17 protein-coding genes are annotated in these 24954 nt (G+C 71.3%); 8 read left to right on the top strand and 9 right to left on the bottom strand.

Annotation, left to right across the window (positions count from 1 at the left end):
- Positions 1-39: 39 nt before the first annotated feature.
- Positions 40-1338 carry an LCP family protein gene (locus tag OG446_RS13940; RefSeq protein WP_328894337.1) on the bottom strand — a complete coding sequence of 433 codons (1299 nt, stop codon included), beginning with the start codon at positions 1336-1338 and terminating at the stop codon, positions 40-42.
- Between the two features lie 140 nt (positions 1339-1478).
- Between OG446_RS13940 and OG446_RS13935 the strand changes: the two genes are divergently transcribed.
- A complete protein-coding gene (locus tag OG446_RS13935; RefSeq protein ID WP_148018987.1) occupies positions 1479-2027 on the top strand; it encodes an acyl-CoA thioesterase in 549 nt (182 codons plus the stop codon).
- A 40-nt stretch (positions 2028-2067) separates the two neighbouring features.
- Here OG446_RS13935 and OG446_RS13930 read toward each other — a convergent pair whose 3' ends face one another.
- Complete coding sequence (locus OG446_RS13930; protein WP_443050116.1) at positions 2068-3534, bottom strand: LCP family protein; 1467 nt, start codon at positions 3532-3534, stop codon at positions 2068-2070.
- Between the two features lie 182 nt (positions 3535-3716).
- On the opposite strand from OG446_RS13930, the gene OG446_RS13925 reads away from it, so the two are divergent.
- Positions 3717-4745, top strand: a complete 1029-nt coding sequence (locus OG446_RS13925) for a glycosyltransferase family 2 protein (RefSeq protein WP_328894335.1) — start codon at positions 3717-3719, stop codon at positions 4743-4745.
- A 390-nt stretch (positions 4746-5135) separates the two neighbouring features.
- On the opposite strand, the gene OG446_RS13920 is transcribed toward OG446_RS13925, so the two are convergent.
- The 4 genes from OG446_RS13920 to OG446_RS13905 all read right to left on the bottom strand — a co-directional run bounded on the left by OG446_RS13920 (position 5136) and on the right by OG446_RS13905 (position 11209).
- A complete protein-coding gene (locus tag OG446_RS13920; protein ID WP_328894334.1) occupies positions 5136-6827 on the bottom strand; it encodes an LCP family protein in 1692 nt (563 codons plus the stop codon).
- A gap of 64 nt (positions 6828-6891) precedes the next feature.
- Positions 6892-8637, bottom strand: coding sequence for an LCP family protein (locus tag OG446_RS13915; RefSeq protein WP_328894333.1), 1746 nt, complete (start codon positions 8635-8637; stop codon positions 6892-6894).
- A 223-nt stretch (positions 8638-8860) separates the two neighbouring features.
- Entirely contained in the window at positions 8861-10249 is a 1389-nt protein-coding gene (locus OG446_RS13910; protein ID WP_443050114.1) for an LCP family glycopolymer transferase, read from the bottom strand.
- A 210-nt stretch (positions 10250-10459) separates the two neighbouring features.
- Positions 10460-11209, bottom strand: a complete 750-nt coding sequence (locus OG446_RS13905) for a TIGR03089 family protein (RefSeq protein ID WP_326736531.1) — start codon at positions 11207-11209, stop codon at positions 10460-10462.
- 138 nt (positions 11210-11347) lie between these two features.
- Between OG446_RS13905 and OG446_RS13900 the strand changes: the two genes are divergently transcribed.
- From OG446_RS13900 to OG446_RS13890, 3 genes are all read left to right on the top strand, one after another.
- Positions 11348-12676, top strand: coding sequence for an N-acetylmuramoyl-L-alanine amidase (locus OG446_RS13900; RefSeq protein ID WP_328894331.1), 1329 nt, complete (start codon positions 11348-11350; stop codon positions 12674-12676).
- 151 nt (positions 12677-12827) lie between these two features.
- Complete coding sequence (locus OG446_RS13895) at positions 12828-13919, top strand: NDP-sugar synthase (protein WP_328894330.1); 1092 nt, start codon at positions 12828-12830, stop codon at positions 13917-13919.
- An 89-nt stretch (positions 13920-14008) separates the two neighbouring features.
- Positions 14009-14992 (top strand): DNA-3-methyladenine glycosylase family protein, encoded by a 984-nt coding sequence (locus OG446_RS13890; protein ID WP_328894329.1) that lies wholly within the window; start codon positions 14009-14011, stop codon positions 14990-14992.
- A 195-nt stretch (positions 14993-15187) separates the two neighbouring features.
- Here the strand turns inward: OG446_RS13890 and OG446_RS13885 are convergent, their stop codons facing one another.
- The 3 genes from OG446_RS13885 to OG446_RS13875 form a co-directional block, all read right to left on the bottom strand.
- A complete protein-coding gene (locus tag OG446_RS13885) occupies positions 15188-16507 on the bottom strand; it encodes a coenzyme F420-0:L-glutamate ligase (protein WP_328894328.1) in 1320 nt (439 codons plus the stop codon).
- Entirely contained in the window at positions 16504-17460 is a 957-nt protein-coding gene (cofD, locus tag OG446_RS13880; protein ID WP_328894327.1) for a 2-phospho-L-lactate transferase, read from the bottom strand. Before cofD ends, OG446_RS13885 begins: the two co-directional genes overlap by 4 nt.
- A 122-nt stretch (positions 17461-17582) precedes the next feature.
- Positions 17583-18071 carry a cysteine dioxygenase gene (locus OG446_RS13875; RefSeq protein WP_328894326.1) on the bottom strand — a complete coding sequence of 163 codons (489 nt, stop codon included), beginning with the start codon at positions 18069-18071 and terminating at the stop codon, positions 17583-17585.
- Positions 18072-18777: 706 nt separating this feature from the next.
- Here OG446_RS13875 and OG446_RS13870 point away from each other — a divergent pair.
- The 3 genes from OG446_RS13870 (at position 18778) to OG446_RS13860 (ending at position 24918) form a co-directional block, all read left to right on the top strand.
- Complete coding sequence (locus OG446_RS13870; protein WP_018103995.1) at positions 18778-19041, top strand: WhiB family transcriptional regulator; 264 nt, start codon at positions 18778-18780, stop codon at positions 19039-19041.
- A gap of 430 nt (positions 19042-19471) precedes the next feature.
- Positions 19472-23398 (top strand): glycosyltransferase, encoded by a 3927-nt coding sequence (locus OG446_RS13865; RefSeq protein ID WP_328894325.1) that lies wholly within the window; start codon positions 19472-19474, stop codon positions 23396-23398.
- Positions 23395-24918, top strand: coding sequence for a DUF5719 family protein (locus tag OG446_RS13860; protein ID WP_328894324.1), 1524 nt, complete (start codon positions 23395-23397; stop codon positions 24916-24918). The genes OG446_RS13865 and OG446_RS13860 overlap by 4 nt, the downstream gene beginning before the upstream one ends.
- Positions 24919-24954 lie beyond the last annotated feature (36 nt).

The following is a 24954-nucleotide window of genomic DNA, read 5'->3' as shown; positions in this document are numbered from 1 at the left end:
GTTCAACCGTCCGGGCCCTCGGCTGTCCGGTGCACGCGGTCAGCTACCGGTGACCGTGACCTTCTCGTCGTTGTTGAGCTGCTCGACCAGCTGCTTGACCTTGGCCTTGTCCCAGAGCAGGTTGCCGCCCGAGGAACCGGAGATCGGGATGTTCAGCGACGCTCCGTCGCCGCCCGTGACGCCCTTCATGGCGAAGAACATCTGGCTCAGGGACCACAGCGACATGTCCTTGTCCACGATGAGGGTGTCGAGACCGGCACCCATCGTCGGGTACAGCTTGAACGGGTTGAGGACCGTCGACGGCGTCGCCGTCTGGCTCGCCAGCGCCGCGAGGAACTTCTGCTGGTTCTTCGTACGGTCCAGGTCCGAGGTGAAGGCGTGCCGGGTCCGGACGAAGGCGAGGGCCTGCTGGCCGTCGAGCGTCTGCTTGCCGGCCGCGAAGTCGGCGCCGGAGTACTTGTCCTTGAACGCCTTCGGGATGTCCAGCTCCACGCCGCCGATCGCGTCCACGATCTTGGCGAAGCCGCCGAAGCCGATCTCGACGTAGTGGTCGATGTGCAGCCCGGTGTTGAACTCGACGGTACGGACGAGGAGCTCGGGGCCGTCCTCGGCGTACGCGGCGTTCAGCTTCGTCGTGCGGCCCGTGCCCGCGAACTTCTTGCCGGACTCGGAGCCGACGAACGAAGGGATCTCGACGTTCGAGTCACGGGGCAGCGAGACCAGCGTCGGGCCGTTGGAGCCGTCGTGCAGGATCATCATCGAGTCGGTCCGCTTGCCCTCGGCGGAACCGGTGTGGAGCCTCTTCTTGTCCTCGGACGTCATGCCCTCGCGGCTGTCCGACCCGACGATCAGGTAGTTCGTGCCGTCGCCCGCCTCCGGCCGCTCGATGACCTTGGAGAGGTCGACCTCCCGCTTCAGCTTGGAGTCGGCCCAGAAGTACGTGCCGAGGGAGACGGCGAGGATCACGACCACCAGGACCAGTGAGCCGATCTTGATCCGGCGGCGCCAGTCGGGCGCCGCCCCCGGGCGGCCCTGGACGTATCCGCCGTCACCGGGGCCGCCGCCGTGACCGCCACCGCCGCGGCCGCCCTGGCCGCCGCCGTAGACGTGTCCCGTGTTGTAGCCGCTGTCGTACTCGGGGGCGTCGCCGTAGCCGCCGGGCTGCTGCTGCGGCACCTGTGGCTGCCTCGGCGGCGCCGGGCGCTGCCGGGGCGGGGCGGGGCGGCGCTGGACGTGCGGCATCGAGCGGGCGCTCTCGGGCCGGTTGCTCGCGCTTCCCTGCCCGTAGCGGTTTCCGCTGCGGTCGTCGTCGGTCCAACCCTCGGGCCAATCGTTCATGCGATCCAGTGTGCAGGTCGGGGCCGCTGCTATTACAGGGTGTGAGGGAAATCGGACCAGGGCTGTTGCGAAGCTGATGCAAAGCGACGCGCTCGCGGCCCCCGCATATGACCTCATGGCGCCCGCATAAGGTGGAGGGCATGACAGATCAGGCCCCGCGCCCGGAGGGCGACATTCCGGGCAAGCCCACCGCGGCCTCCCGGACCACCCTCAGCCACATCATGACCGGCAGCGACACGAACCTGCTGGGTACGGTGCACGGCGGCGTGATCATGAAACTGGTCGACGACGCGGCGGGCGCGGTGGCCGGCCGGCACTCCGGCGGGCCCGCGGTGACCGCCTCGATGGACGAGATGGTCTTCCTGGAGCCGGTCCGGGTCGGTGACCTCGTTCACGTCCGCGCCCAGGTGAACTGGACCGGCCGCTCCTCCATGGAGGTCGGCGTCCGCGTCATGGCCGAACGGTGGAACGAGTCGACCCCGGCCTCGCAGGTCGGCAGCGCGTACCTGGTGTTCGCCGCGGTCGACGCGGACGGCAGGCCCCGCCGGGTGCCGCCCGTGATCCCGGAGACGGAGCGCGACAACCGGCGCTACCAGGAGGCGCAGATCCGCCGCACCCACCGCCTCGCCCGGCGCCGCGCGATCAAGGAACTGCGCGAGAAGCGCGCGGCCGACGGCATCGAGGACTGAACGGAACCGGTCCGGGAGCCTGTCCTCGGAGTCCAGCCCCCTACGGGCAGACCACCTCGTCGCCCTTCACCGCGCCGAACCTGCCCGGAGCGGGCTCCTCGGCCCGCACCCGCTCGACCTTCCGGTAGTCCGCGCCCGCCGTCACCTTCATCGTGCCGCCCTGGCCCTTCACGGCCTTCAGCTCGGCCCCCGGCAGCGCCGCCGCCAGGGACTTCGCGGACCGGTCCCAGCGCGGGTCGTACGTGACCAGGGTGTGTTTCAGGTCGCGCTGCGGTGCGGTGAGCGGGGCGCGGGTGGTGTCGAAGCCCGTGGCGTGCAGAGCGGCGTCGACCGTCGAGCCGAGGCCGTCCTTCGGGGTCCCGTTGTAGACCTGGACCCGGATCTGCTTCGGCGGGACGTCGACCTTCTTCGCCGGAGCCTGCTTGGGCCGCGCGACGGTCAGCGGCTTGTCGTCCCGCAGCGCCTGGAACAGCGCCTTCGACTTCTTCTCGTCCCACTTGACCGTCGAGCCGATGCCCTTGACCTGGTACGCGACGTTCCCCATGGGCACCGAGGTGAATTCGGAGGAGGCGGCGGAGAAGCCCCGCATCGCCTGGCCGAGCTCCAGCATCTGCTCCGTACCGAAGCCCTTGTCGGCCCGGACCGACTTCAGCATCGTCGAGGCGACCTCACGGAACCTCACCGGGTTCAGCAGCACCCCGCTGCTCGTCGCCTGCTTGATCAGCGAGGCCATGAACTTCTGCTGGCGCTGCATCCGGCCCAGGTCGGCGGCGCCGTCGATGTGCCGGGAGCGTACGTACTGGAGCGCCTGGCCGCCGTCCAGCTCATGGGTGCCGGCCGCGAGATCGAGACCGGTGTAGGAGTCCTTCATCGGCCGGGCGGTGCAGATCTTCACGCCGCCGAGGGTGTCGACCGTCGTCATGAAGCTGGTGAAGTCGACCTCCAGATAGTGGTCGATCTTGACGCCCGTCATGTGCTCGACCGTCCGCACGGTCAGATTCGGCCCGCCCTCGGCGTACGCGGCGTTCAGCTTCACCGGGTGGGCCGCGTGCTCCTTGCCCGTCGTCGCGTCCCGGTGCTCGGGGATCTCGGCGTAACTGTCGCGCGGCAGGCTGACGACGCTGGCGCGCTCCTTGTCCGCGGACAGGTGCACCAGCATGATCGTGTCGGTGCAGTGGCAGGGCGCACCGCCCAGCCGGTACTTCTTCTTCTCCGCCGCGGTGATCTTGTCGCGGCCGTCGGTGCCGACCAGCAGCAGATTCATGCCGTTGCCGCCCGCGGGCCGGTTCTTCATGTCCTTGAACGGGTCGATCCGGTCGATCCCGGACTCCAGACCGGTCACCACGGCGTGGCCGATGCCGCCCGCGCCGAGGACGAGGACGGAGAGCGTGGTCGCCACCCGCATGCCCCAGCGTGGCCGCTCGTCCTGCTTCCTCCTGGCCCGTCTGGGCTGCGGGGGAGCGGTACGGGGCCTCGGCGGACGGGGGGAGCGGTGCGGCGTGGACACGGGAGGACACCTCCGCGGTGCAAGGGGGACCGTTCGCACGGTAGGCCCATACGATCTCCATCCCGGGCAGCAGGCCGGCGGCGCGCGCCGCTGTCCCCCATTCGCGGTAACGTGGCGGCCGAATACGCCCGCCTGGTGGGGTGCGAGACCCCCGGCGCCCCCGAGGACCACCCGAGGACCACATGTCTGCCGCGCAGCACCCCGCCGTCTCCGTGATCATGCCGGTACTCAACGAGGAGCGGCATCTCCGGAACTCCGTCCGGCACATCCTGGAGCAGGAGTACGCCGGTGAGATGGAAGTGGTGATCGCGCTCGGCCCGTCCACGGACCGTACGGACGAGATCGCCGCCGAGCTGGTCGCGGAGGACGCCCGGGTCCAGACCGTGCCGAACCCCACCGGCCGCACCCCCGCCGCGCTCAACGCCGCGATCAAGGCCTCCCGCCACCCGGTGGTCGTGCGGGTCGACGGCCACGGGATGCTGTCGCCCAACTACATCGCGACGGCCGTACGGCTCCTGGAGGAGACGGGCGCGCAGAACGTCGGCGGCATCATGCACGCCGAGGGCGAGAACGCCTGGGAGGACGCCGTCGCCGCGGCCATGACGTCGAAGATCGGTGTCGGCAACGCGGCCTTCCACACGGGCGGCCAGGCCGGACCGGCCGAGACCGTCTATCTCGGCGTTTTCCGCCGGGAGGCCCTGGAGCGGGCGGACGGTTACAACATCGAGTTCATCCGCGCCCAGGACTGGGAGCTGAACTTCCGTATCCGCGAGGCCGGCGGCCTGATCTGGTTCTCCCCCGAGCTGCGGGTGCAGTACCGCCCGCGCCCCTCCGTCCGCGAACTCGCCAAGCAGTACAAGAACTACGGCCGCTGGCGCCACGTCGTCGCCCGCTACCACCCCGGCTCGATCAACCTGCGCTACCTCGCCCCGCCGACCGCCGTCGTCGCGATCGCGGCGGGCCTCGTGGTGGGCGCGGCGGTGACCCCGTGGGCGCTGGTCGTGCCGGCCGGGTACGCCGCGGCGATCGTCGCGGGCTCGCTCCCGGCGGGCAAGGGCCTGTCACTGAAGGCACGGGCGCAGATCCCGGTGGCGCTGGCGACCATGCACATGTCGTGGGGCTACGGCTTCCTGACCAGCCCGCGCTCACTGGCGAAGCGCGTCATCGCCAGCCGGCGGCCGGCGGTGCAGACCGGATCTCAGCACGTCTGATCACTGCTGCGGAGAAGCGTGTGGGCCTGTCCGGCGAAGTGCGCCGGACAGGCCCACACGTGGTGTGTGGTCAGCCGCAGTGGAAATAGCCGTCGTACGGGGCGCGGTGCTGGAAGTACTCCTTCCCGCCTCCGGCCGGGTAGACGGTCGGTCACATGTCTGCGAACGGTGAGGGAGGAGTGTCCGCTCCGGAAGGTGAGGTCCTCACCTTCGGCTCACCGTTCCTCGAGCACTCGCCAGAAGGCGTCGGACGGCAGGACGAGCCGTCAGCCAGGGCCGGCCGTTCCGCTGGACGAACGCCCCTGCCGGGCGTGGCAGTGAGCCCGCTGGACGGCTGCGGCACGGGTGTTCCGGCCCGGCCGGTCCGCCGCGCCGGAACACCCTGGCGCGTCAGCTCTTGTCGCCGTCCCACCTGTAGACGGAGTAGACGTCCATGCACTTGCCCTCGTCGGCGGCGTTCAGATCATCGGCGCCGTCCGGGAGGTCACCCGCCTCCGTCGCCTTCGGAGCTTTGTACACGGTCCCGTCGCGCCAGTCCGCCCCGACCACGAGGGTCAGCCCGCCGACCTCGGTGTCGGCCATGACGGCCGTCGTCGGCAGCCCCAGTGCCTTGGCCACGGACGCCGCGTCGGACCTGCCCTGATCGCCGTCCTCCTTCGCGTACCGCACGGCCGTCTCCTTCGACGGGTCCGCGGTCCGTGAGGCCTCGGCCAGCGCGAAACCCTTGCCGTTCAGGATCTGGGCCACCTCGGTGGCCCGGCCGTCCTTGGGGGCCTGGTCCGAACCACCCGTGCCGTTGACCACGGTGAGGCCGAGCGTGCCCGGCTCCGCCGCGGGCGGCCCGGCAGGTGTCGCGGATGCCGAGGCCTTGGCCTTCGGCTTGCCGTTCTTGTCGAAGGCGACGTCTTCGCGGAGCATCTGCCACATCCTGTCGGCGGACTTCTCGACGGGGACGAGTCGGTTCTTGTCCTGGGACCATTCGGCCGTCGGGATCGTCGTCATGGTGATGCGGTTGATCGGCACGCTCTTGAGCTGCATCGCCAAGTCGTAGAGCTTCTTGACCGTCTTGATCTCGTCCGAGACCTGGAGGGCCTTGGTGGCCGTCTCCGCAAGGTCCATGAGCCGGCCCGGGTTCGACCACGCGTTCTGCTTCTTGAGCGTGCGCAGCATCGAGTTCATGTACATGTGCTGGGCCCGGGCCCGGTTCTGGTCGTTGCCGAACGCGTGCCGGGTGCGCAGCCACTGCAGCGCCTGCTCGCCCTTCACCGTGTTCTTCCCGGCCGGCAGCTTGAGGCCCGAGCCACCCTTGACCATCCGGGTCGGCCTGTCCCACACACCGGTATTCACACAGACCTCGACGCCGCCGATCACGTCCGCCATCGCCACCACGCCGGCGAAGTCGAGCATCACCCAGTGGTCGATATAGACGCCGGTGAGCTTCTCCCAGGTGGTCAGCGTGCAGCCCGGACCACCCCGCTGAAGCGACTCGTTGATGGGTTTGTCGTCCGTCGCGGTGTACTCCTGGCCCGTCTCGGAGTCCTTGCACTCGGGGATCTCGACGATCGTGTCGCGCGGGATGCTGACCAGCGAGGAATTCTTCCGGTCCGCCGAGATGTGCAGCAGCATCTGGACATCGCCACGCGGCTTGTCACCGGCGGTGTCGCGACTGCCGCCGAGCTTGACGTTCTCCGCGGAGTCGCGGCTGTCGGAACCGATCAGAAGGATGTTGAGCGGGGTCTGCCCCATCGCGTTGGGAGCGGCCTGCTTCACGCCGCTCTCGCCGCCACTGCGGCTGCTGCTGCGGATGTTGCTGTTGAGGTGCTGGTAGTAGAGGTATCCGGCGGTGGCCGTCCCGAGTATCAGCACGGCCAGCGTGATCGCTATCCAGCGGAACACCCGGCGCTTGCGGGACTTCTTGGCCCCCCGCTTGGGTGACTTGCCGCGCCGGTGGCTCGCACGGCCCCCGCTGCCCGCGGCGCTGTCGGCTGCGCGCGGTTCCTGGCCGCCTCCTTCGTGGAGGTCGTCGTCCCACCCCAGTTCACGGGCGCGCGGAGCGCGTGGTCGCGTCCCCTCCCCAGGCATGCTGCTCCGTCCCACCAGGACCCCCCTGCTGTTCAGACTCGCGGTATCGCGCAGTGACCTGGCGTCACTTGGCGCACACTTGCTTGTCGGCGCTGGACTTCGGAATGTCGATCTTCGTCGGCCCGGTGATGGGGGTGCCCGCGCCCTTGAAGTCCGCCCCCAGCGTCAGCACCATCGCCTGCAGTCCGACGGCGTCCTTGGTGCCCGGCTTCATCGCCGTCGCGGGAAGCCCCATCATCTCGGCGAGCGCCCGGGCCTGGTCAGCCTGGTTCGGCGCGTACTCGAGCGTCGTCTTGGCGGCCTTCGCCGGGGCGTTGGCCTTGTTCGTGGACTTCAGGACGCCCTTGTCGTTCTGGAGCCAGGTCACGGTCTGCTGGGCGGCGCCGGCGATCTCACCGCCGTTGTAGACGTCGACACGCACATCGGCCGCTGCCGCCTTCGTCCCCTTGAGCAGCGCGTCCTGCTTGCTCTTGGCGGCCTTCTTCTGCGCGGCCACCTCGGTCAGCGAGGTGTCCTCCTGCATCATCGACAGCAGCTGGGGCGCCTTCACCGGGTCCACGACCACCGTGATCGGGGTGGGCTCCGCCGGGTTGTCGATCACCGGCAGCGTGACGAACGTGATGTTCTTCGTGTCGATCTTGGTGAGTTCCTTGGCGAGCGTGGTCAGCTTCGGAACCGAGTCGATGGCGGAGTCGACCGTCAGCGCCTTGGTCGCCGCGTCCGCCAGCTTGAACAGCTTCTTCGGGCTCGTCAGCGTGTCGTTCGACTTCATCTCCTTGATCATCGAGCCGATGAACTGCTGCTGGCCCTTGATCCGGTCGAGGTCGCTCCCGTTGGTGTACGCGTGCCGGGTCCGTACGAACGCCAGAGCGTCCTCGCCCTGCACGGTGTTCGGGCCTGCCGGCAGGTCGAGGTGCGACTTGTCGTCCTTGACCGCGTGGGCCAGGCAGATGTCGACGCCGCCGACCGCGGTGGAGAGGGTCTTGACCGCGTTGAAGTCGACCATCATGAAGTGGTCGACCGACAGGCCGGTGAGCTGCTTGACGGTGTCCATCGTGCAGCCCGGGTCCCGGCCGTCCTGGCCGAGGCTGGTGTTGAACCGTACGTTCTGGGTGCCCGGGATGGTCTTCTCGGAACCGTCCGCCTGCTTGGTCTTGCAGTCCGGAATGTCGGTCATGAGGTCGCGGGGGATGCTCACCGCGGTGGCGTTGGTGCGGTCCTTGGAGACGTGGAACAGGATGTTCGTGTCCGCGTGCCCGGCACTGCCCTTGTCGCCGTAACCCTCGTTGCCCTCGCCGGTCCGTTTGTCGGTACCGATGACCAATATGTTGAGGGGTGCGTTGGCGGTCACGACGTCCTTGTTGCCGCGGTCACCGATGTCCACGGAGCTCAGGTTGCCGTTGAAGTGCTGGTACAGCCAGTACCCGCCGGCCGAGACCGCGACGAGCAGGAAGGCCATCACGCCGCCCGTCCAGAGCAGCGCCTTCTTGCGGCGGGCCTTGGGGGCCTTGCGCTTGCGCCGGCCCGCGTTCTTCTCGGCGGAAGCGGCGGCCTCCTGGCCACGAGGGCCGGAGGACGAACGTCGGCCACCCTGCCGGGGCACCTCGGGGCCGCGGCGCGAACCCTCGCCGCCGCCTTCACGGGGAGCACCTCTGCGCCCGGAACTCCGCGGAGCCGAAACTCCTGACGCCCTGGCTGAATCCCCTCCGGAATTGTTCAGTCGCAGTTCGTAGTCGCCGGTGTCCGGGTTGAGAACCCATTGGTCTGCGGGATCGATTTCTTCCGCCCGCCCACGGCCTTGTGCATCCACGGTCGCCTGAGTCCTCCGTCGGTGCCACGCGAGGCGCCTCCCCCGATAAGGCGCTCAGTCTTTCGCTCCGGAAGTGCGCGGCCGGGTGGCCGGAAGCACCGGATCGCGTCACACTATCCGTCCCGTTCGCTGCCGAGCGACGGGCGTGACATATTCCACGGCCCTTACAATCGGGCATTCTTCCCATTGCACGCCGAACGTTGTTGTCCGCTTGGTCATTGCTTTACTGCTTGCACAGGTCCGTTGCCGCATTGTTTCCCGAGTAGGTGGGTGTGGGGGTCGGTCCGGAGGCGTCGGTGGCGTCATCATTTTTTCCGTCGTCATCCTTCAGCTGATCTGCGGGCACGACGGCGACGGGCTTGTCGTCGCGCAGTTGCTTGAAGAGCTTGTCCGCATCGGGCTGCACCAGTTCGTCCCGGTTTGCGTTGGCGGAGTACGGCTGCCGGGGGACGGTCAGGAACTGCACCTTGTCCGTCGGTACGTTGCGCATGCCGCGTACCAGGTCGTAGAGGTCCTTGAGGCTGTCCAGGCCCGGGTCGGTGGTCAGCGCCTTGGTGGCCGCGTCCAGCACCGGGTAGAGCCGGGTGGGGTTGAGCAGGACCCCGTTGCTCTGCACCTTGTTCACCAGGGCGCCCAGGAACTGCTGCTGGCGGTCCATCCGTTCGGTGTCGCTGCCGTTGCCGATGGACTTGCGGGCCCGTACGTACCCCAGTGCCTGCTCGCCGTTGAGCTTCTGGCGGCCCGCCGCGAGCTTGAGGTGGGCGGCGCTGTCGTCGATCGGCTCCTTGAGGCAGATCTCGACCCCGTCCACCGCGTCGACCATGTTCTTGAAGCCGCTGAAGTCCACGACCATGTGATGGTCGATGCGGATGCCGGTCATCTTCTCGACCGTGCGGATGGTGCAGGCGGTTCCGCCGGACTCGAAGGCCCAGTTGAACTGTGCGAACTGCGGCTTGTTGACAGTTTTGTCCGACTTGTGGCACTCCGGGATGTTCACCATCAGGTCGCGCGGGATGGACATGGCCGTGGCGCTCTTCCGGTTCGCGGCCAGGTGCAACAGGATCGTGGTGTCCGAACGCTGGCTGCCGCCGTCGTCGCGTCCGTACTTGCGGTTGTCCCCGGCGCGGCTGTCCGAGCCGATGAGCAGGATGTTCTGCGCGTTGTGGACGACGGAGGAGGGGCGCTCCTTCTCGTACGCCCTGAGTTCGGCGGCCGCGGAGGTGTCCGTCCGGATGTTGCCGTCCAGCTTCTTGTACAGCCACCAGCCGGCGCCCGCGGCGACGAGCACCACGAACGAGGCGCCCAGCGCGGTCCAACGCACCCAGTGACGCTTGCGCTTGACGACGATGTCGACGGTCGGCCCCGGTCCGCCGGAGCCCTCCGACGGCGCTCCGTGCGAAGGCCCGCTGCCGGATCCGCTGCGCGTCTCGCCGCCCGGGCCGTCCTTCGGGCCGGTGCCCGGGGCGTCGTCGTGGCCGGGCACCGCACCGGGCGACCCGTCCGGCGCCCGATCCCCGCCCGCGGCCGGGTTGTCGGGTGTCCGGTCCCCGCCCGCGGCCGAGTCGTCCGGGTCGGCCGGCGTGCCGGCGCTTTCGGTCACGTCTGCGTCCATCCTTCACATGCGGCAGCGCGAAAGGCCGCCGGTCGCAGAAGTAGACGGCTGAACCTCACGCTTGGTTGTGCCTCGAGTGGTCTGTACCGCAGATCATGTACCGGAGTTGACGCATCGACGGGAGGGCTCGGCCCACGCTGGGCCGGACGGGTGGTCCTCGGGCCGCTTGTCATACCGCGGTGTTGGCCGAAGCCACCCGGCCGTCGGCCGTCACACGCTCAGCGTGACCCGCTCGCTCTCGACGCGCTGCGCCAGCCCGTCCTCGCCCAGTTGCCCGAGGTGCCGGCACAGGACCACGGAACCCCCGGTGGCGAGCGGTGCGAAGAGCCCCGCGCTGAGACCGTCCCAGGTGTCGTACGTACGCCCCGACAGCAGCCGCGATCCGGCGCCCAGGCCCAGCGCCGCACCGTCCTCGCGAGCCCGCGCGACCAGCTCCGCCCCGGTGAACCCCACGCCGCCCACGGTCAGCGCCGGTCCGTCCGGGTCGACGGGCGCGAACGGGGCGAACCGGTCGCCCTGGCCCGGCACCTCGACGGCGTAGTCCGCGAAGCCCTCGGGAGCCTGTGGGAACCTCCCGCCCAGCGGGCGCAGTGCCAGCGCGATCCGCTCGCCGCGGCAGGCCCGCGCGGCGTCCAGGCTGTCCGGCCCGGAGACGACGAGATCGGCGGCGGCGGGATCTCCCTGGACATCGGCGACCACGCCGACCGAGGCACAGGCCAGCAGCCAGACCGCGGACTGCCAGTGCGCGGGCAGCAGCAGCGCGAGCCGGTCGCCGGGCTCGGCGGCGAGGTCGCCCTGCAACAGGTTCGCCGTCTTGGCCACCCAATTGGCGAAGGTGGCCACCGACAGTTCGACGCGCTCTCCGGTGGCGTCGTCGTAGAAAGTGACCATGGGGCGGGCCGGGTCCGCGGCAAGCGCGGAACGCAGCAGGTCGGCAGGGGTGCGGTCGCTGGCGTTCATTCGCAGAAGGTTACGCGGCGGTGCCGGGGTGGGCCGGGTGCGGCGGGAGCCGCGTACACCGGTTCGGCAGACGAGCCGTCAATTGGACGGAAAAGTCCGGGTCGCCGGAGTGGTGCGCTTGTGCCCAGGATCATCTGTATGCGTGCCTTCATTGCATCCTCCATTGGTGTCACCTGCGCGGCAGCTCTCGTACTGCCGCTCGCCGCGCCCGCGGGCGCCGCCCCCGACACCCCCGCCCACCCGGTCACCGCGGGATCCGTTCCCGCCGAGGCGTCCGGACCGGCCGAAGTGCCCGGTTCGACGCAGTCCCTGGCCCTGAACCCGCTGGCCTCACCCTCCGTACGGGCCACCGGCACACCCGCCGCCGCGGCAGCCGAACAAGGACTGCCCGAGCGTGACGTCCAGCCGTTCTCCCTGGTCGGCGTCGTCTGGGACGACGTGGACACCGAACTCCACGGCACCGCCCAGGTCCGCACCCGGGCCACCGGCACCGACCGCTGGTCCGACTGGCAGGACCTGGAGACGCACAACGCCGAGCACTCCGCCGACGCCGGGACCGCCGAGCGCGACTCGGGCGCCGCCCGCGGCTCCACCGCCCCGCTCTGGGTCGGCGACTCCGACGGCGTCGAGGTCCGGGTACGCCCCGAGACCCCCGGCCCCGGCGACAGCGCAGAGGCCCCCGTGCCGCTGCCCGCCGGCCTGCACCTGGAACTCGTCGACCCCGGCAAGGACCCGCAGGAACTCCCCGCCACCGGCGCGGCGGGCGCCGACCGCGCCGGCTCGCTCGGAGCCACCGTGCTCCCCGCCCTGAGCCGGGCCGAGACCGAGGAGGCCGCCGGCCTCGCGCCCGCCGCCAAGCCGTACATCGGCCCCCGGCCGCGCATCGTCACCCGCAAGGGCTGGGGCGCCGACGAGAAGCTCCGCGAGAGCGGCTTCGCGTACACGAAGAGCGTCAAGGCCGCCTTCATCCACCACAGCGCCACCGGCAACAACTACAAGTGCTCCCAGGCGCCCTCGGTCCTGCGCGGCATCTACCGCTACCACGTCAAGAGCAGCGGCTGGCGCGACATCGGCTACAACTTCGCCGTCGACAAGTGCGGAAACATCTACGAGGGCCGCGCCGGCGGCGTGACGAAGGCCGTCATGGGCGCGCACACCCTCGGCTTCAACACCAACACCATGGGCATCGCCGTGCTGGGGACCTTCACCAAGTCGAACCCGCCGGCCGCCGCCGTCAACGCCGTCTCCAAGCTCACCGCCTGGAAGCTCGGCCTGTTCGGCGCCAACCCGAAGGGCAAGGTCACCCTGACCTCGGGCGGCAGCAACAAGTACAAGAAGGGCAAGAAGGTCAAACTCAACGTCATCTCCGGCCACCGGGACGGATTCGCAACCGAATGCCCCGGAGCGCGTCTCTACAAGAAGCTCGGCACGGCCCGGACCAGTTCGGCCAAACTGCAGGGCCGCTGACGCGCAAGGAGCCGTGAACCGGCGCCGGACGCGCCGGAGACCTGCTGCGGGCTGCTGACCGGAGGACCCCTCCACCGGTCTGCATACACTGGCCAGCCGAAAGAAGCGGTTGTTCGTCGGCCCGGCCCCAGCAGGAAGCAGAGACAGTGCTGTGACAGAGGCAAAAGAAGCGATCCTCCTGGTCGGCGGCAAGGGAACCCGGCTGCGCCCGCTCACGGTGCACACTCCGAAACCCATGGTTCCGGCAGCGGGCGTCCCCTTCCTCACGCACCAGCTGGCGCGTGCCCGGGCCGCCGGGGTCGAGCACATCGTCCTCGCGACGTCGTACCTGGCGGAGGTCTTCGAGCCGTACTTCGGTGACGGTTCGTCGCTCGGCCTCCACATCGAGTACGTCACCGAACGCGAACCGCTCGGCACCGGCGGCGCCATCCGCAACGTCGCCCGGCGGCTCACCTCGGGCCCGGACGAACCGGTCCTCATCTTCAACGGCGACATCCTCACCGGCCTCGACATCCGTGCCCTGGTCACCACGCACACCGACTCCGGAGCGGACGTCTCCCTCCACCTGACCCGGGTCGACGACCCGCGCGCTTTCGGCCTCGTACCGACGGACGACACCGGCCGGGTCACCGCGTTCCTGGAGAAGCCGCAGACACCCGAGGAGATCGTCACCGACCAGATCAACGCGGGGGCGTACATCTTCCGCAGATCGGTCATCGACACCATCCCGGCAGGCCGCCCGGTCTCCGTGGAACGCGAGACCTTCCCCGGACTCCTCGCCGACGGCGCACACCTCCAGGGCATGGTCGACTCCACGTACTGGCTGGATCTCGGTACTCCCCAGGCGTTCATACGCGGCTCCGCCGACCTGGTCCTCGGCCGCGCGCCGTCCCCTGCCGTCCCCGGCCGGTGCGGCGACCGCCTCGTCCTGCCGACCGCCTCCGTCGCCCCCGACGCGAAACTCTCCGGCGGTACGGTCATCGGCGCCGACGCCGTCATCGGCGCGGGCGCCAGGATCGACGGCTCCACCGTGCTCGCGGGCGCCGTCGTCGAACCGGGCGCCGTGATCACGGACTCCATGGTCGGAGCCGGGGCCAGAATCGGCAGCCGTACGGTGCTGGTGGGCGCGGTCGTCGGCGACGGGGCCAAGGTCGGCGCCGACAACGAACTGCGCGACGGCGTCCGCATCTGGTGCGGGGCGCACCTGCCCGCCGCCTCGGTGCGGTTCTCCTCGGACGAATGACCGGCCCGGCCACTCCGCCGTGGACTCCCCGAGTGGCCGGAATCCGCCGTACCCTCGACAGGCACCCCCGACTACCGAGGACCTCATTCGTGGCAGGACGATTCGCTCCACGCAGCGCCCCGCGCGCGGCCGTCCCGCACCAGGCGGCGGCGACGCCCGTTCCGGCGCCGCTGACCCGCGACTGGACCCCGACGGGCCCGCTCGACCTGCGGCTCGTCCTCGGCCCGCTGCGCCGTGGCCCCGCCGACCCCACGTTCCGGATGTCCGCGGACGGCTCCGTCCGCCGGGCCAGCCGCACCCCCGCGGGCCCCGGCACCCTCCACGTCGTCGCCCGCGACAGCCGGATCGAGGCCGCGGCCTGGGGGCCCGGTGCGTCCTGGCTGCTGGACCAGCTGCCGACCCTGCTCGGCGCGTCGGACGAGCCGGAGGCCTTCACCCCGCGCCACCGGCTGCTCGCCCTGACCCACCACCGCCGCCCGGGCCTGCGACTGCTGCGCACCGGCCTGGTGCTGGAGTCCCTGATCCCGTCGGTGCTGGAGCAGAAGGTCACCACGGACGAGGCGTACCGCGCCTGGCGGCTGCTGGTCCGTACGTACGGAGAGCCGGCGCCGGGCCCTCAGGAGTACGGCCTCTACGTCATGCCGGACGCCCGCACCTGGTCGCTGATCCCGTCCTGGGAGTGGCACCGCGCGGGCGTGGACAGCAAGCGCTCGGCGACGATCCTGCGCGCGGTCCGGGTGGCCCGCCGCATGGAGGAGGCGTCCGCCATGGCCCTGCCCGAGGCCATGACCCGTCTCCAGGCGATCCCCGGCATCGGCCCCTGGACGGCCGCCGAGACCCTCCAGCGGGCGAACGGCGCGGCGGACGCGGTGACGGTCGGCGACCTCCACCTGCCCGGCATCGTCGGCCACGCGCTGGCCGGCAACCGGAACGCCGACGACGAGGAGATGCTGACCCTGCTCGCCCCGTACGAGGGCCAACGCCACCGGGCCACCCGCCTGATCATGCTCTCGGACAACACCCCACCCCGCCGCGCCCCCCGCATGCAACCGCGCAACATCGCCCGCCTGTAGAAGGCCGCCCGGCTCGCCGGCCGGACCTGGGCGCCCCCCCATCGGCCCTGCCCGACTTCTTTCGCGGTCCGGGGCGGCCAAATCAGGCCTGTCCGGGTTGCTTCGCGGACTGGGGCGGCCCATTCAAGCCCGTCCGGCGATTGAGGACCGGGGTCCGGGGCAGCGCCCCGAAACCACACCGCACAGGCCACCGCCTCACCGCACCGCGACAAACCCCTCCGCATCGCGCCCCGCACGAGGCGTCGGCGCCTCCACCGCCCGCCCCACGGCCACCGCGCCCAGCGGATCCCACGACGCGGGCAACGACAGCACCTCCCGCACGACGTCCCGGCAGAACATCGTCGAGGACACCCACGCCGAGCCCAGCCGCTCGCCCGCCAGCGCCACCAGGAAGTTCTGGATGCCGGCGCCCGCGGCGACCACGAACATCTCGCGCTCCGCCCCGTCCCGCCGCGCGTCCCCGTACGTGTGGGAGCCGTCCATCACCATGCACGGCACCACCAGATACGGCGCCCGGCGCAGCACATCGCCCCGCTTCACCCGCCGCGCGATCGACTCCTCGCTCTTGCCGTCCCGCCGCAGGTCCGCGATCCACGCGTCCCGCATCGCGTCCAGCAGCCGGGTCCGGGACTCCGGCGACTCCAGCAGCACGAACCGCCACGGCGTCGTGTGATGCGGCGCGGGCGCCGTCACCGCCGCGGCCACCGCACGCCGCACCGCCCCCGGGTCCACCGGCTCGTCGGTGAACTCGCGGACCGTACGCCGCTGGGTCACCGCCTCCCGCACCGCTTCGGACGTGCCCAGCCGGAACATGTCGTCGGCCGCGACCCGCACCATCGCGCGGGCCCCGTCGGCATCGGCCGGGTCCATGACATGTCCGAGCCCCCGCACGACCGCGACGGGCAGCCCGTCCGCCTTGCCCTTGACCAGGTCACCGGCCGAGGCCAGCTCGTCCGCGGTGGCGACCACGGTCGCGCTCAGCGGATTGCCGTACGCGTCGCTGCCGCCCCGCAGATCGTCCAGCACCCGCACCCCGGCCGCGCCGATCGCGACATCGGTCAGCCCGTTGCGCCACGGCCGCCCGAAGGTGTCCGTGACGACGACACCGACATCGACGCCGAGCGTGTCCCGCAGCCCCTGCCTGATCGCCCGCGCCGAGGCGTCAGGGTCCTCGGGCAGCAGTAGGACCGTCCCGGCGGGGGTGTTCGACGCGTCGACCCCGGCGGCGGCCATCACCAGGCCCTGCCGGTTCTCCACGATGCGCAGCGTGCCGCGCCGCGCCACCACCCGTACCGTCTCGGCGTCGATCGCCGCCTCCCGGTCGGTGGCCTCGACGATCCGGCCCTCGGCCTTGGAGACGATCTTCGAGGTGACGAGCAGCACGTCACCGTCGGCAAGACCCGGCTCGGTGGCGGCGATCAGTTTCGCGAGGTCGTCCCCGGCCCGCACCTCGGGCATCCCGGGCAGCGCCCACACCCGGTAGGACGGCGTGGCGTCCGGCTCGGCGGCGCTCATCCCCGTACCTCCTCGGCAAGCGCCAGCGCCTGCCGTGCCATCGCGGCGGTCGCGGCGGCATCGGTCATCATCAGCGGGACGGAACGGCAGCGGATGCCCGCCGCCTCCACCTCGTCCACCGCACCCGCGTCCACGGTGTCGACGAGCCAGCCGTCGAGAAGCCCGGACCCGTAGTGCTGGGCGACGGCCGCTGCCGTCGACTCGACGCCCACCGCGGCGAGTACCTTGTCCGCCATCCCGCGCACGGGTGCGTCACCGACGATGGGGGAGAGGCCGACAACCGGCACTCCGGCCTCGGCGATGGCCTCCCGGATCCCGGGCACGGCGAGGATCGTCCCGACGGACACCACAGGGTTTGACGGCGGGAAGAGGATGACGTCGGTCTCCGCGAGGGCCTCCAGGACGCCCGGTGCCGGCTTCGCCTGCTCGGCGCCGACGGGCACGATCGCCTGCGCGGGGACGGAGGCGCGCAGCTTCACCCAGTACTCCTGGAAGTGGATGGCGCGGCTCTCGCCGTCGACGTCGACCGCCACATGCGTCTCGACCCGGTCGTCGGACATCGGCAGCAGCCGGACCCCCGGCTTCCAGCGGGCGCAGAGCGCCTCGGTGACGGCGCTCAGCGGATAGCCCGCGCCGAGCATCTGCGTGCGGACGATGTGGGTGGCGAAGTCACGGTCGCCGAGCCCGAACCACTCGGGGCCGACGCCGTACGCCGCGAGTTCCTCCTTGACGTGGAAGCTCTCGTCGGTACGGCCCCAGCCCTGCTCCTCGTTGATGCCACCGCCGAGGGTGTACATCACGGTGTCGAGGTCGGGGCAGACCTTGAGGCCGAACAGATGGATGTCGTCACCGGTGTTGCCGATCACCGTGATGTCCGCGTCGGGCGCGGCCTCCTTGAGGCCACGCAGAAAACGAGCACCACCGATACCGCCGGCCAGAACCACAATGCGCATGCGAAACAGTCTGTCAGGCGAAGCCTGATCGTTGTCGGGGTGGTGGTGGGTGACGGGTGGGACTGTCAGGCGAAGCCTGATCCTTGTGGGTGGTGGCGGGGGACGGTTGTTGGCGGCGGGCCTCAGAGGGCCACGGCCGCCGCGCACTGGGTGGCGTGCATCGGCATGTCGGTCAGGCCCGGGTAGTAGACGTGCAGGCTGACGGCCGGTTCCAGGGAGTCGTTGGCCACTTCGTGGACGTAGCCGGGGGCGAAGACCCGCTGGGCACCGGCATCCAGATTCCGCCGGCCGCGGTCCGTACGTTCGGTCAGTTCGCCTTCCAGCACGGTGAGTACGCCGGAGGACGGCCCGTGGTCGTGCAGGCCGCTGCCCTGGCCGGGGACCCAGCTGAGCAGCCAGATCTCGTAGCCGGGTCCGGTGCGGAGTCGGTGGTACCAGCGGGTGGTGGCGTCGTACTGGACCAGGTGGGCCCACTGGGAGCGGTCGGCGGCGATGGCGCGGGCGAGCCCGACGAATTCCGCGACGGTGGAGGGGTGCTCGCGGGCGGGGCGCAGGAGGTGCTGGACCTCAAGGAGGTCGCCGGCGATCTGGAGGTCGCTGTCGCTGTTCATGGGTGCGGTGGTTCCTCGGCAGGGGTGCAAGTGGTGCTGTGCGGATGCAGGGGTGTCGCAGGACCTGGGGGACCGGGTGACCGCAGAGGCGGGAAGCCGCGTGGGGGAGGGCCCGGAGGTCCGGGAGGAGCTGTGTCGGGCTGGAGCGCGGGGGCTTCAACAGCTGAGACAGCTGGAACAGCAACAGCGGGCCTGGACAGCGCTGCGGAACCCACGGATGTGGGTGGTGCGCATGGCTGAGGTCGCTGGCATGACATCAAGGAGAGCCGGAGAATCGCCGACTGTCAACCCAATGCCCGATTTGGGGGCAATGTTTCACCTCATCCGGTTACTCCATGCGGAGAAAGGTTTATGCACCTCCCGCACCGGAGACATGGCGCAACAACCGCCGCATCAAACGTGGTCGAGCCCCTGTGACCCGACTGTGATCTTGATCGCTTCAGTGATCGAATCGCAACGTGTGCGCCCTCCCGGGAGTTCTTCCCTGTGGCGGGCGAGAGCGTGACGAAACCTCTGGCATATGTCAGGTTTTTGGTGATTTGAACACTTTACGCATACGCTTGGTTCCGCAGAGTGAATACCGGGTCCAATAGCAGATCTGAGCTTGACTGGCCCGAAGCTACACACTTGTAATTTCACTCGTGTCGTTCGGCCGATTCGATAACGGCCGCATCACGGGGACGCAAGAAACAGACGAGGGGCGCACATGACCGAGCTGTTCCAGCAACTGCTGGTCGAGGACGCGGACGAGGAACTCGGCTGGCAGGAGCGCGCACTGTGCGCCCAGACCGATCCCGAGTCCTTCTTCCCCGAGAAGGGCGGATCCACCCGCGAGGCCAAGAAGGTCTGCCTCGCCTGTGAAGTCCGGTCCGAATGCCTGGAGTACGCCCTTTCCAAGGACGAACGATTCGGCATCTGGGGCGGTCTTTCCGAGCGAGAGCGACGGCGCCTCAAGAAGGCCGCGGTCTGACCCGGCCCCCTCCGCGAAACGCCCCCGGCCCGCAGGCCGGCCGCGAGAAACACCCCGGGGATCGGGCCGCTCCCCGGACCTGAGCCGCCCATGGCCCGCCGCCTGCACCCTGCCCGCAGGCGGCGGGCCATTGCCGTACCCCCGGGCCCCGCCGCTGCCGTACCCCCGACGTCCTGCTGCCGCACCTCCGGTTTCCCACCTCCGGTTTCCCGCCCCCGGCACCCTGCGTCGCCGTGCCGGGCCCGGGCGCCGACCGCCCTCCACCGCTGTGCCGCCGCTCTCGTTCAACCGCTCCGCGCCACCCCGGTTATCCGTACCGTTAGTGTGGGGCCCCGTCCGAGACGCGCCAACGACCCGACAGGGCGCGCGTGTACACCGATGCAGCCCCCGGGGGACGTCCCCCGGACCCGGCCGGAGGGCCCGTACCTCGATGTCCGTGCACAGCCAAGCAACGGCGCCGTACGCGGCCGCCGCCGCCCCAGAGTTCCCCCGGCACGTCGTCACCGCCGTGCTCGTCTCCCACGACGGCGCACGCTGGCTGCCCGACGTGCTCGCCGGGCTGCTCGGGCAGGAACGCCCCGTACAGAACGTCGTCGCCGCCGACACCGGCAGCGCCGACGACTCCGCGCGCCTGGTCACCGAGGCGCTCGGCGCCGACCGCGTCCTGCACCTCGCGCGGCGTACGGGCTTCGGCACGGCCGTCGAGGAGGCGAGCCGCACCGCCGGCGTCCTGACTCCGGACGACCTGCCGTACCTGAAGCGCCCCAGCGGCTGGGACCCCGTCACCAGGTCCTGGCGCGACGACGCCTACGACCTGCCGGACCTGCCGCACGGCGAACCGGTGCAGTGGCTCTGGCTGCTCCACGACGACTGCGCACCCGAACCCGACGCCCTCGCCGAGATGCTGCGCGTCGTCGACGGCGACCAGCACGCCGCGATCGTCGGCCCCAAACTCCGCGGCTGGTACGACCGCAGGCAGCTCCTCGAAGTCGGCGTCTCGATCGCCAACAGCGGACGCCGCTGGACCGGCCTCGACCGGCGCGAGCAGGACCAGGGCCAGCACGACCAGGTCCGCACCGTCCTGTCCGTCTCCACCGCGGGCATGCTGATCCGCCGGGACGTCTGGGAGGAGCTCGGCGGCTTCGACCGCAGACTGCCCCTGATGCGCGACGACGTCGACCTGTGCTGGCGCGCCCACATGGCGGGACACCGGGTGCTGGTCGCCCCCGACGCCGTCCTCCGGCACGCCGAGGCCTCCGCCCGCGAACGCCGCCCCATCGACTGCGCCGGCCGTTCGGTCTCCAGCCCGCACCGCGTCGACAAGGCCGGCGCCGTCTACACCATGCTCGTCAACGCCCCCGGCAAACGGCTGCCCTGGGTACTGCTCAGGCTCGTGCTCGGCACCCTGCTGCGTACGCTCGCCTACCTCGTCGGCAAGGTGCCCGGCCAGGCACTCGACGAGGTCACCGGCCTCCTCGGCACCCTGCTGCGCCCCGGCCGGATCCTCGCCGCCCGGCGCCACCGCGGCAAGGGGGCCGTCGACCCGGCCGAACTGCGCGGGCTCTTCCCCCCACCCGGCGCCACCGTCCGCGCGACGGTCGAACAGGTCGCCGGGAACTTCGGCGGCGGCGCGGAGCCCGAGTCCGGCGGCTCGCGCCACGGAGCCGTCGAATCCGGCCCGGGCGGCGACGACGCCGACTTCCTGGAGATCGACCAGTTCGCCAGGCTGAAGCGCGTCGGCCGCAAGCCGGGCCCGGTGCTCTTCGCCCTCCTGCTCCTCGTCTCACTGGTCGCCTGCCGCAGCCTCCTCGGCGGCGGCGCCCTGGCCGGCGGCGTCCTGCTGCCCGCACCCGGCGACGTCTCCGACCTGTGGGGCCGCTACGCGGACGGATGGCACACCGTCGGCACCGGCGGCACCCAGACCGCACCGCCCTACCTGGCCGTCATCTCGGCCCTGTCCGGGCTGTTCCTCGGCTCCACCGGCTTCGCTCTGACCCTGCTGCTGGTCTGCTCGGTCCCGCTCGCCGGACTCACCGCCTACTTCGTCTCCCGGCCGCTGCTCCCCTCCCGGCTGCTGCGGGCCTGGGCCAGCGTCGCGTACGCCTTCCTGCCCGCCGCGACCGGCGCCCTGGCGACCGGCCGCCTCGGCACCGCCGTCCTCGCCGTCCTGCTCCCGCTGATCGCCCGTGCGGCCGTCTCCGCGCACGGCATGCGGAGCGGCGGCGGCGACAGCCGCGGCAGCTGGCGCGCCACCTGGGCGTACACCCTGCTGCTCACCCTCGCGATGGCGTTCACCCCCATCGTCTGGCCGCTCGCCGTGGTCCTCGGCATCGGCGTGCTGGCGCTGCGCCGGGGCGACATCACGGCCTACGGCCTCCGCTTCCTCGCCGCGGTCGGCACTCCGCTGCTGGTTCTCGCGCCCTGGTCGCTGTCGCTCCTGACGAGCCCCTCGTCCTTCCTGAAGGAAGCGGGGCTGGAGACCGGTTCGGGCTCGGCCTCCGCTCTGGACCTCCTCGGCATCAGCCCCGGTGGCCCCAAGGCGGCCGGCGGCGTCCTGCTCCTCGGCGTCGTGCTCGCGGCCCTGGCCGCGCTGCTGCGCGGGGAGCGGCAGTTCGCCGCCCGGACCGCCTGGGTCGTGGCCCTGGTGGCCCTGGCCTTCGCGGGGCTCGCCAACGGATCCGGCTGGGCCGGACCGGCCACCCTCGTCTACGGCGCCGCGCTCATCGCCGCCGCGCTGGTCGGCGCGGACGGTGCCCGGATCCGCGTCGCCGAGCTCAGCTTCGGCTGGCGTCAGCCGGTCGCCGTCCTGATCGCGCTGGCCGCCGGGGTGGCCCCCGTGCTGGCCGCCGCCGGCTGGATGATCGGCGGCGCCGCGGGGCCCCTGGAGCGCCGCGACCCGGTGCAGGTGCCCGCGTTCGTCGCCGAGGAGAGCGGCACCCGGGACCAGCCGCGCACCCTGGTGCTCGGCGGCACCTCGCCCAGCTCCGTCGCGTACACCCTGATCCGTGGCTCCGGCGCGCGGCTGGGCGATGCCGAACTGGCCGCGGCGGGCGAGGGCAACAGCCACCTCGACAAGGTCGTCGCCAACCTGGTCGCGGGCTCCGGCGCCGACCAGGGCAGCCAGCTCCGCAGCTTCGCGATCCGCTACGTCCTCGTCCGGGACGGGGCGCCGAAGCAGATGAGCCGCGTCCTCGACGCGACCCCCGGCCTCAGGCGCCTCAGTCAGCTGGACGGCAGCGCGCTCTGGCAGGTGGACCGCCAGGTCGCCCGGATCATGATCGTCCCGGCGGCAGCCGCCGACGAGCAGCTCCCGGTGGGCTCCGAGCCCGTCGAGGCGCACACCGAGATCGAGCCGGGCGGCGCGGGCCGGGTGCTGCGGATCGCCGAGGCCGCCGACCCGGGCTGGCAGGCCACGCTCGACGGACGGCCGCTGACCCGCAAGACCGTCGACGGCTGGGCGCAGGGCTTCGAGCTCCCCACCGGGGGCGGCAAGCTCGACCTCACGTACGAGACGCCCTTCACGCACTCCGTGTGGATCTGGATCCAGGCCGCGCTCACCGTGGTCCTCCTGGTCCTGGCCCTGCCGGGCCGCCGCCGGGAGATCGACGACGACCTGCCCGAGGAGGACGCACCGGTCCCCGCCGAGCCGGTCGCCGGTGAGGGGCGCCGGGCCCGCAGGCTGCGAGCGGCCGCGCTGGCGGAGGGCGAGGGCGACGACGTCGAGAACCTCGACGGCGGCGAGCCCGTGGCCGCGGGGGAGCGGGCGGACCACTTCCCCGCCCAGCAGACCGGCCTGCCCGACGGGCAGGAGCCGCTCGGCACCGACGCCGGGCAGGACGTCTTCGTCCCCCAGCAGGCCGACGGCGACACCGGCCAGTACGCGGCGGTGCCGCAGCAGCAGTACGGGGAATGGGACGGCCGGCAGTACCAGGGCGCCGACTACCCGCAGTACCAGGAAGGCCAGTACCAGGAAGGCCAGTACCAGGAAAGCCCGTACCAGGAGGGTCAGTACGAGGACGGCCAGTACGGTGCCGCGCAGCAGCAGCCTGACGGCGCCGCGGGCTACGAGGCATACGGCTACCCGCAGCAGCAGGGCGAGTACCCCCCGTACGCCCAGGGCCAGTACGGCAGTCTCCCGCAGGACAACAGCGGTCAGTACGCCCCCGACGGTCAGTACGGCAACAACGCCCCCTACGACGCCGGCCAGTACGGCACGGGTCAGTACGGCACCCAGGGCGCCTACGGCGAGCAGGGCGCGTACGACCCGCAGAACCCCGACGAGAACCCCGACGGGAACCCGGCCCCGGGCCAGAACCCGTGGCCGACCCGTAACGCATCGCGAGGCGAGTCCGAGTGAAGTCCACCAGCCTGTCCCTCATCGCCGGGGCCGTCGCCCTCGCCGCCGTCACCGGATTCGCCGCGGTCACCGCGCCGGACGGTGGAGGTACGACGACGGCGAAGGCCGCCACCCGGCTGCCCGTCGAACGCTCCAGCCTGCTCTGCCCGGCCCCGGGCCTGTCCGACCTCGCGGAGACGGAGTACACCTCCTTCACCCCGGCGGCGAAGAGCGGTGCGGCCGCCGGACCGGCCGGTACGGCCGAACTCCTGTCCACGGCCGTCAAGGACGTGGCCAAGGACACCGCGAAGGACAAGGACAAGAAGACCGGGAAGGCGGACCCGGACAAGCCGGTCGTCCTCCTCAAGGAGCCCGGCAAGCCGGCGACCGCCGAGGTGTCCGGCGCGGACGCCCCGGCCCTCGTCGGCACCGCCACGGGCCGGCTGGCCCCCGGCTGGACCGCCCAGCAGACCACCACCGTCGAGGCGGGCGACTCCCGAGGGCTGCTCGGGGTCGGCTGCACCGTGCCCGACACCGACTTCTGGTTCCCGGCCGCGAGTACGGCGAAGTCCCGCGAGGACTACGTCCACCTCACCAACCCGGACGACACCGCCGCCGTCGCCGACATCGAGCTGTACGGTCCGGAGGGCCCGCTCAAGTCCGAGGTGGGCGAAGACATCACGGTGCCCGCCCGGTCCGGTATCCGCGTCCTCATCTCGACGCTGACCAGCAAGGCCGAGGACGATGTGACCGTCCACGTCACCACCCGGAGCGGACGCGTCGGGGCGGTCGTCAGGACCGCCGACGACAAGAGCGGCAGCGACTGGCTCGCCGCCTCCACCGAGCCGACGGGCACCCTGGTCCTGCCCGGTATCCCGGCGGACGCGACCTCGGTGCGGCTGGTGGCCTTCGCCCCCGGCGAGGACGACGCCGACCTCACGGTGAAACTGCTCGGCAAGACGGGCGCGATCTCACCGGCGGGTCACGAGGAACTCCACGTCAAGTCGCAGATGACCGCCGGCGTCGACCTGAAGGCCCTGACCCGGGGCGAGCCGGGCTCCCTGCTCCTGACCCCCCAGGAAGGCAAGGCCACCCCGGTGGTGGCCGCTCTGCGGGTGGTCCGCGGCAAGGGCGACAAGCAGGAGGTCGGCTACATCCCGGCGACGGGCCCGGTGGGCGCGCAGGCGACCGCCGCGGACAACCGGGCGAAGGGATCGGTCCTCTCGCTCACCGCCCCCGGCGCCGCCGGCACCGTGAAGGTCACGGCGTCAGCGGGCAGCAAGGGCGGCACCCCGGTCAGCAAGACGTACAAGGTGGCCGCCGGTACGACCCTCGCGGTCGCCCCGCCGGTGCCGGCGGGGCTCAAGGGCACGTACGCGCTGACCGTCGAGACGCAGTCGGGCGGCCCGGTCCACGCCGCCCGCACGCTGACGGTCCCGATGGACGGCATCCCGATGTTCACGGTGCAGACGCTGCCCGACGACCGTGGAACGGTCGAGGTACCGGCCGCCGAACAGGACCTGTCGGTCCTGGACGACTGACACCGCAGGCGGGTGGGGGCGGGCCGGAAACCGGCC

This window comes from Streptomyces sp. NBC_00236 (genome assembly GCF_036195045.1).
GTDB lineage: Bacteria > Actinomycetota > Actinomycetes > Streptomycetales > Streptomycetaceae > Streptomyces.
Note: the sequence above shows the minus strand (reverse complement) of the source record. Positions and strands in the feature narration are given on the sequence as shown.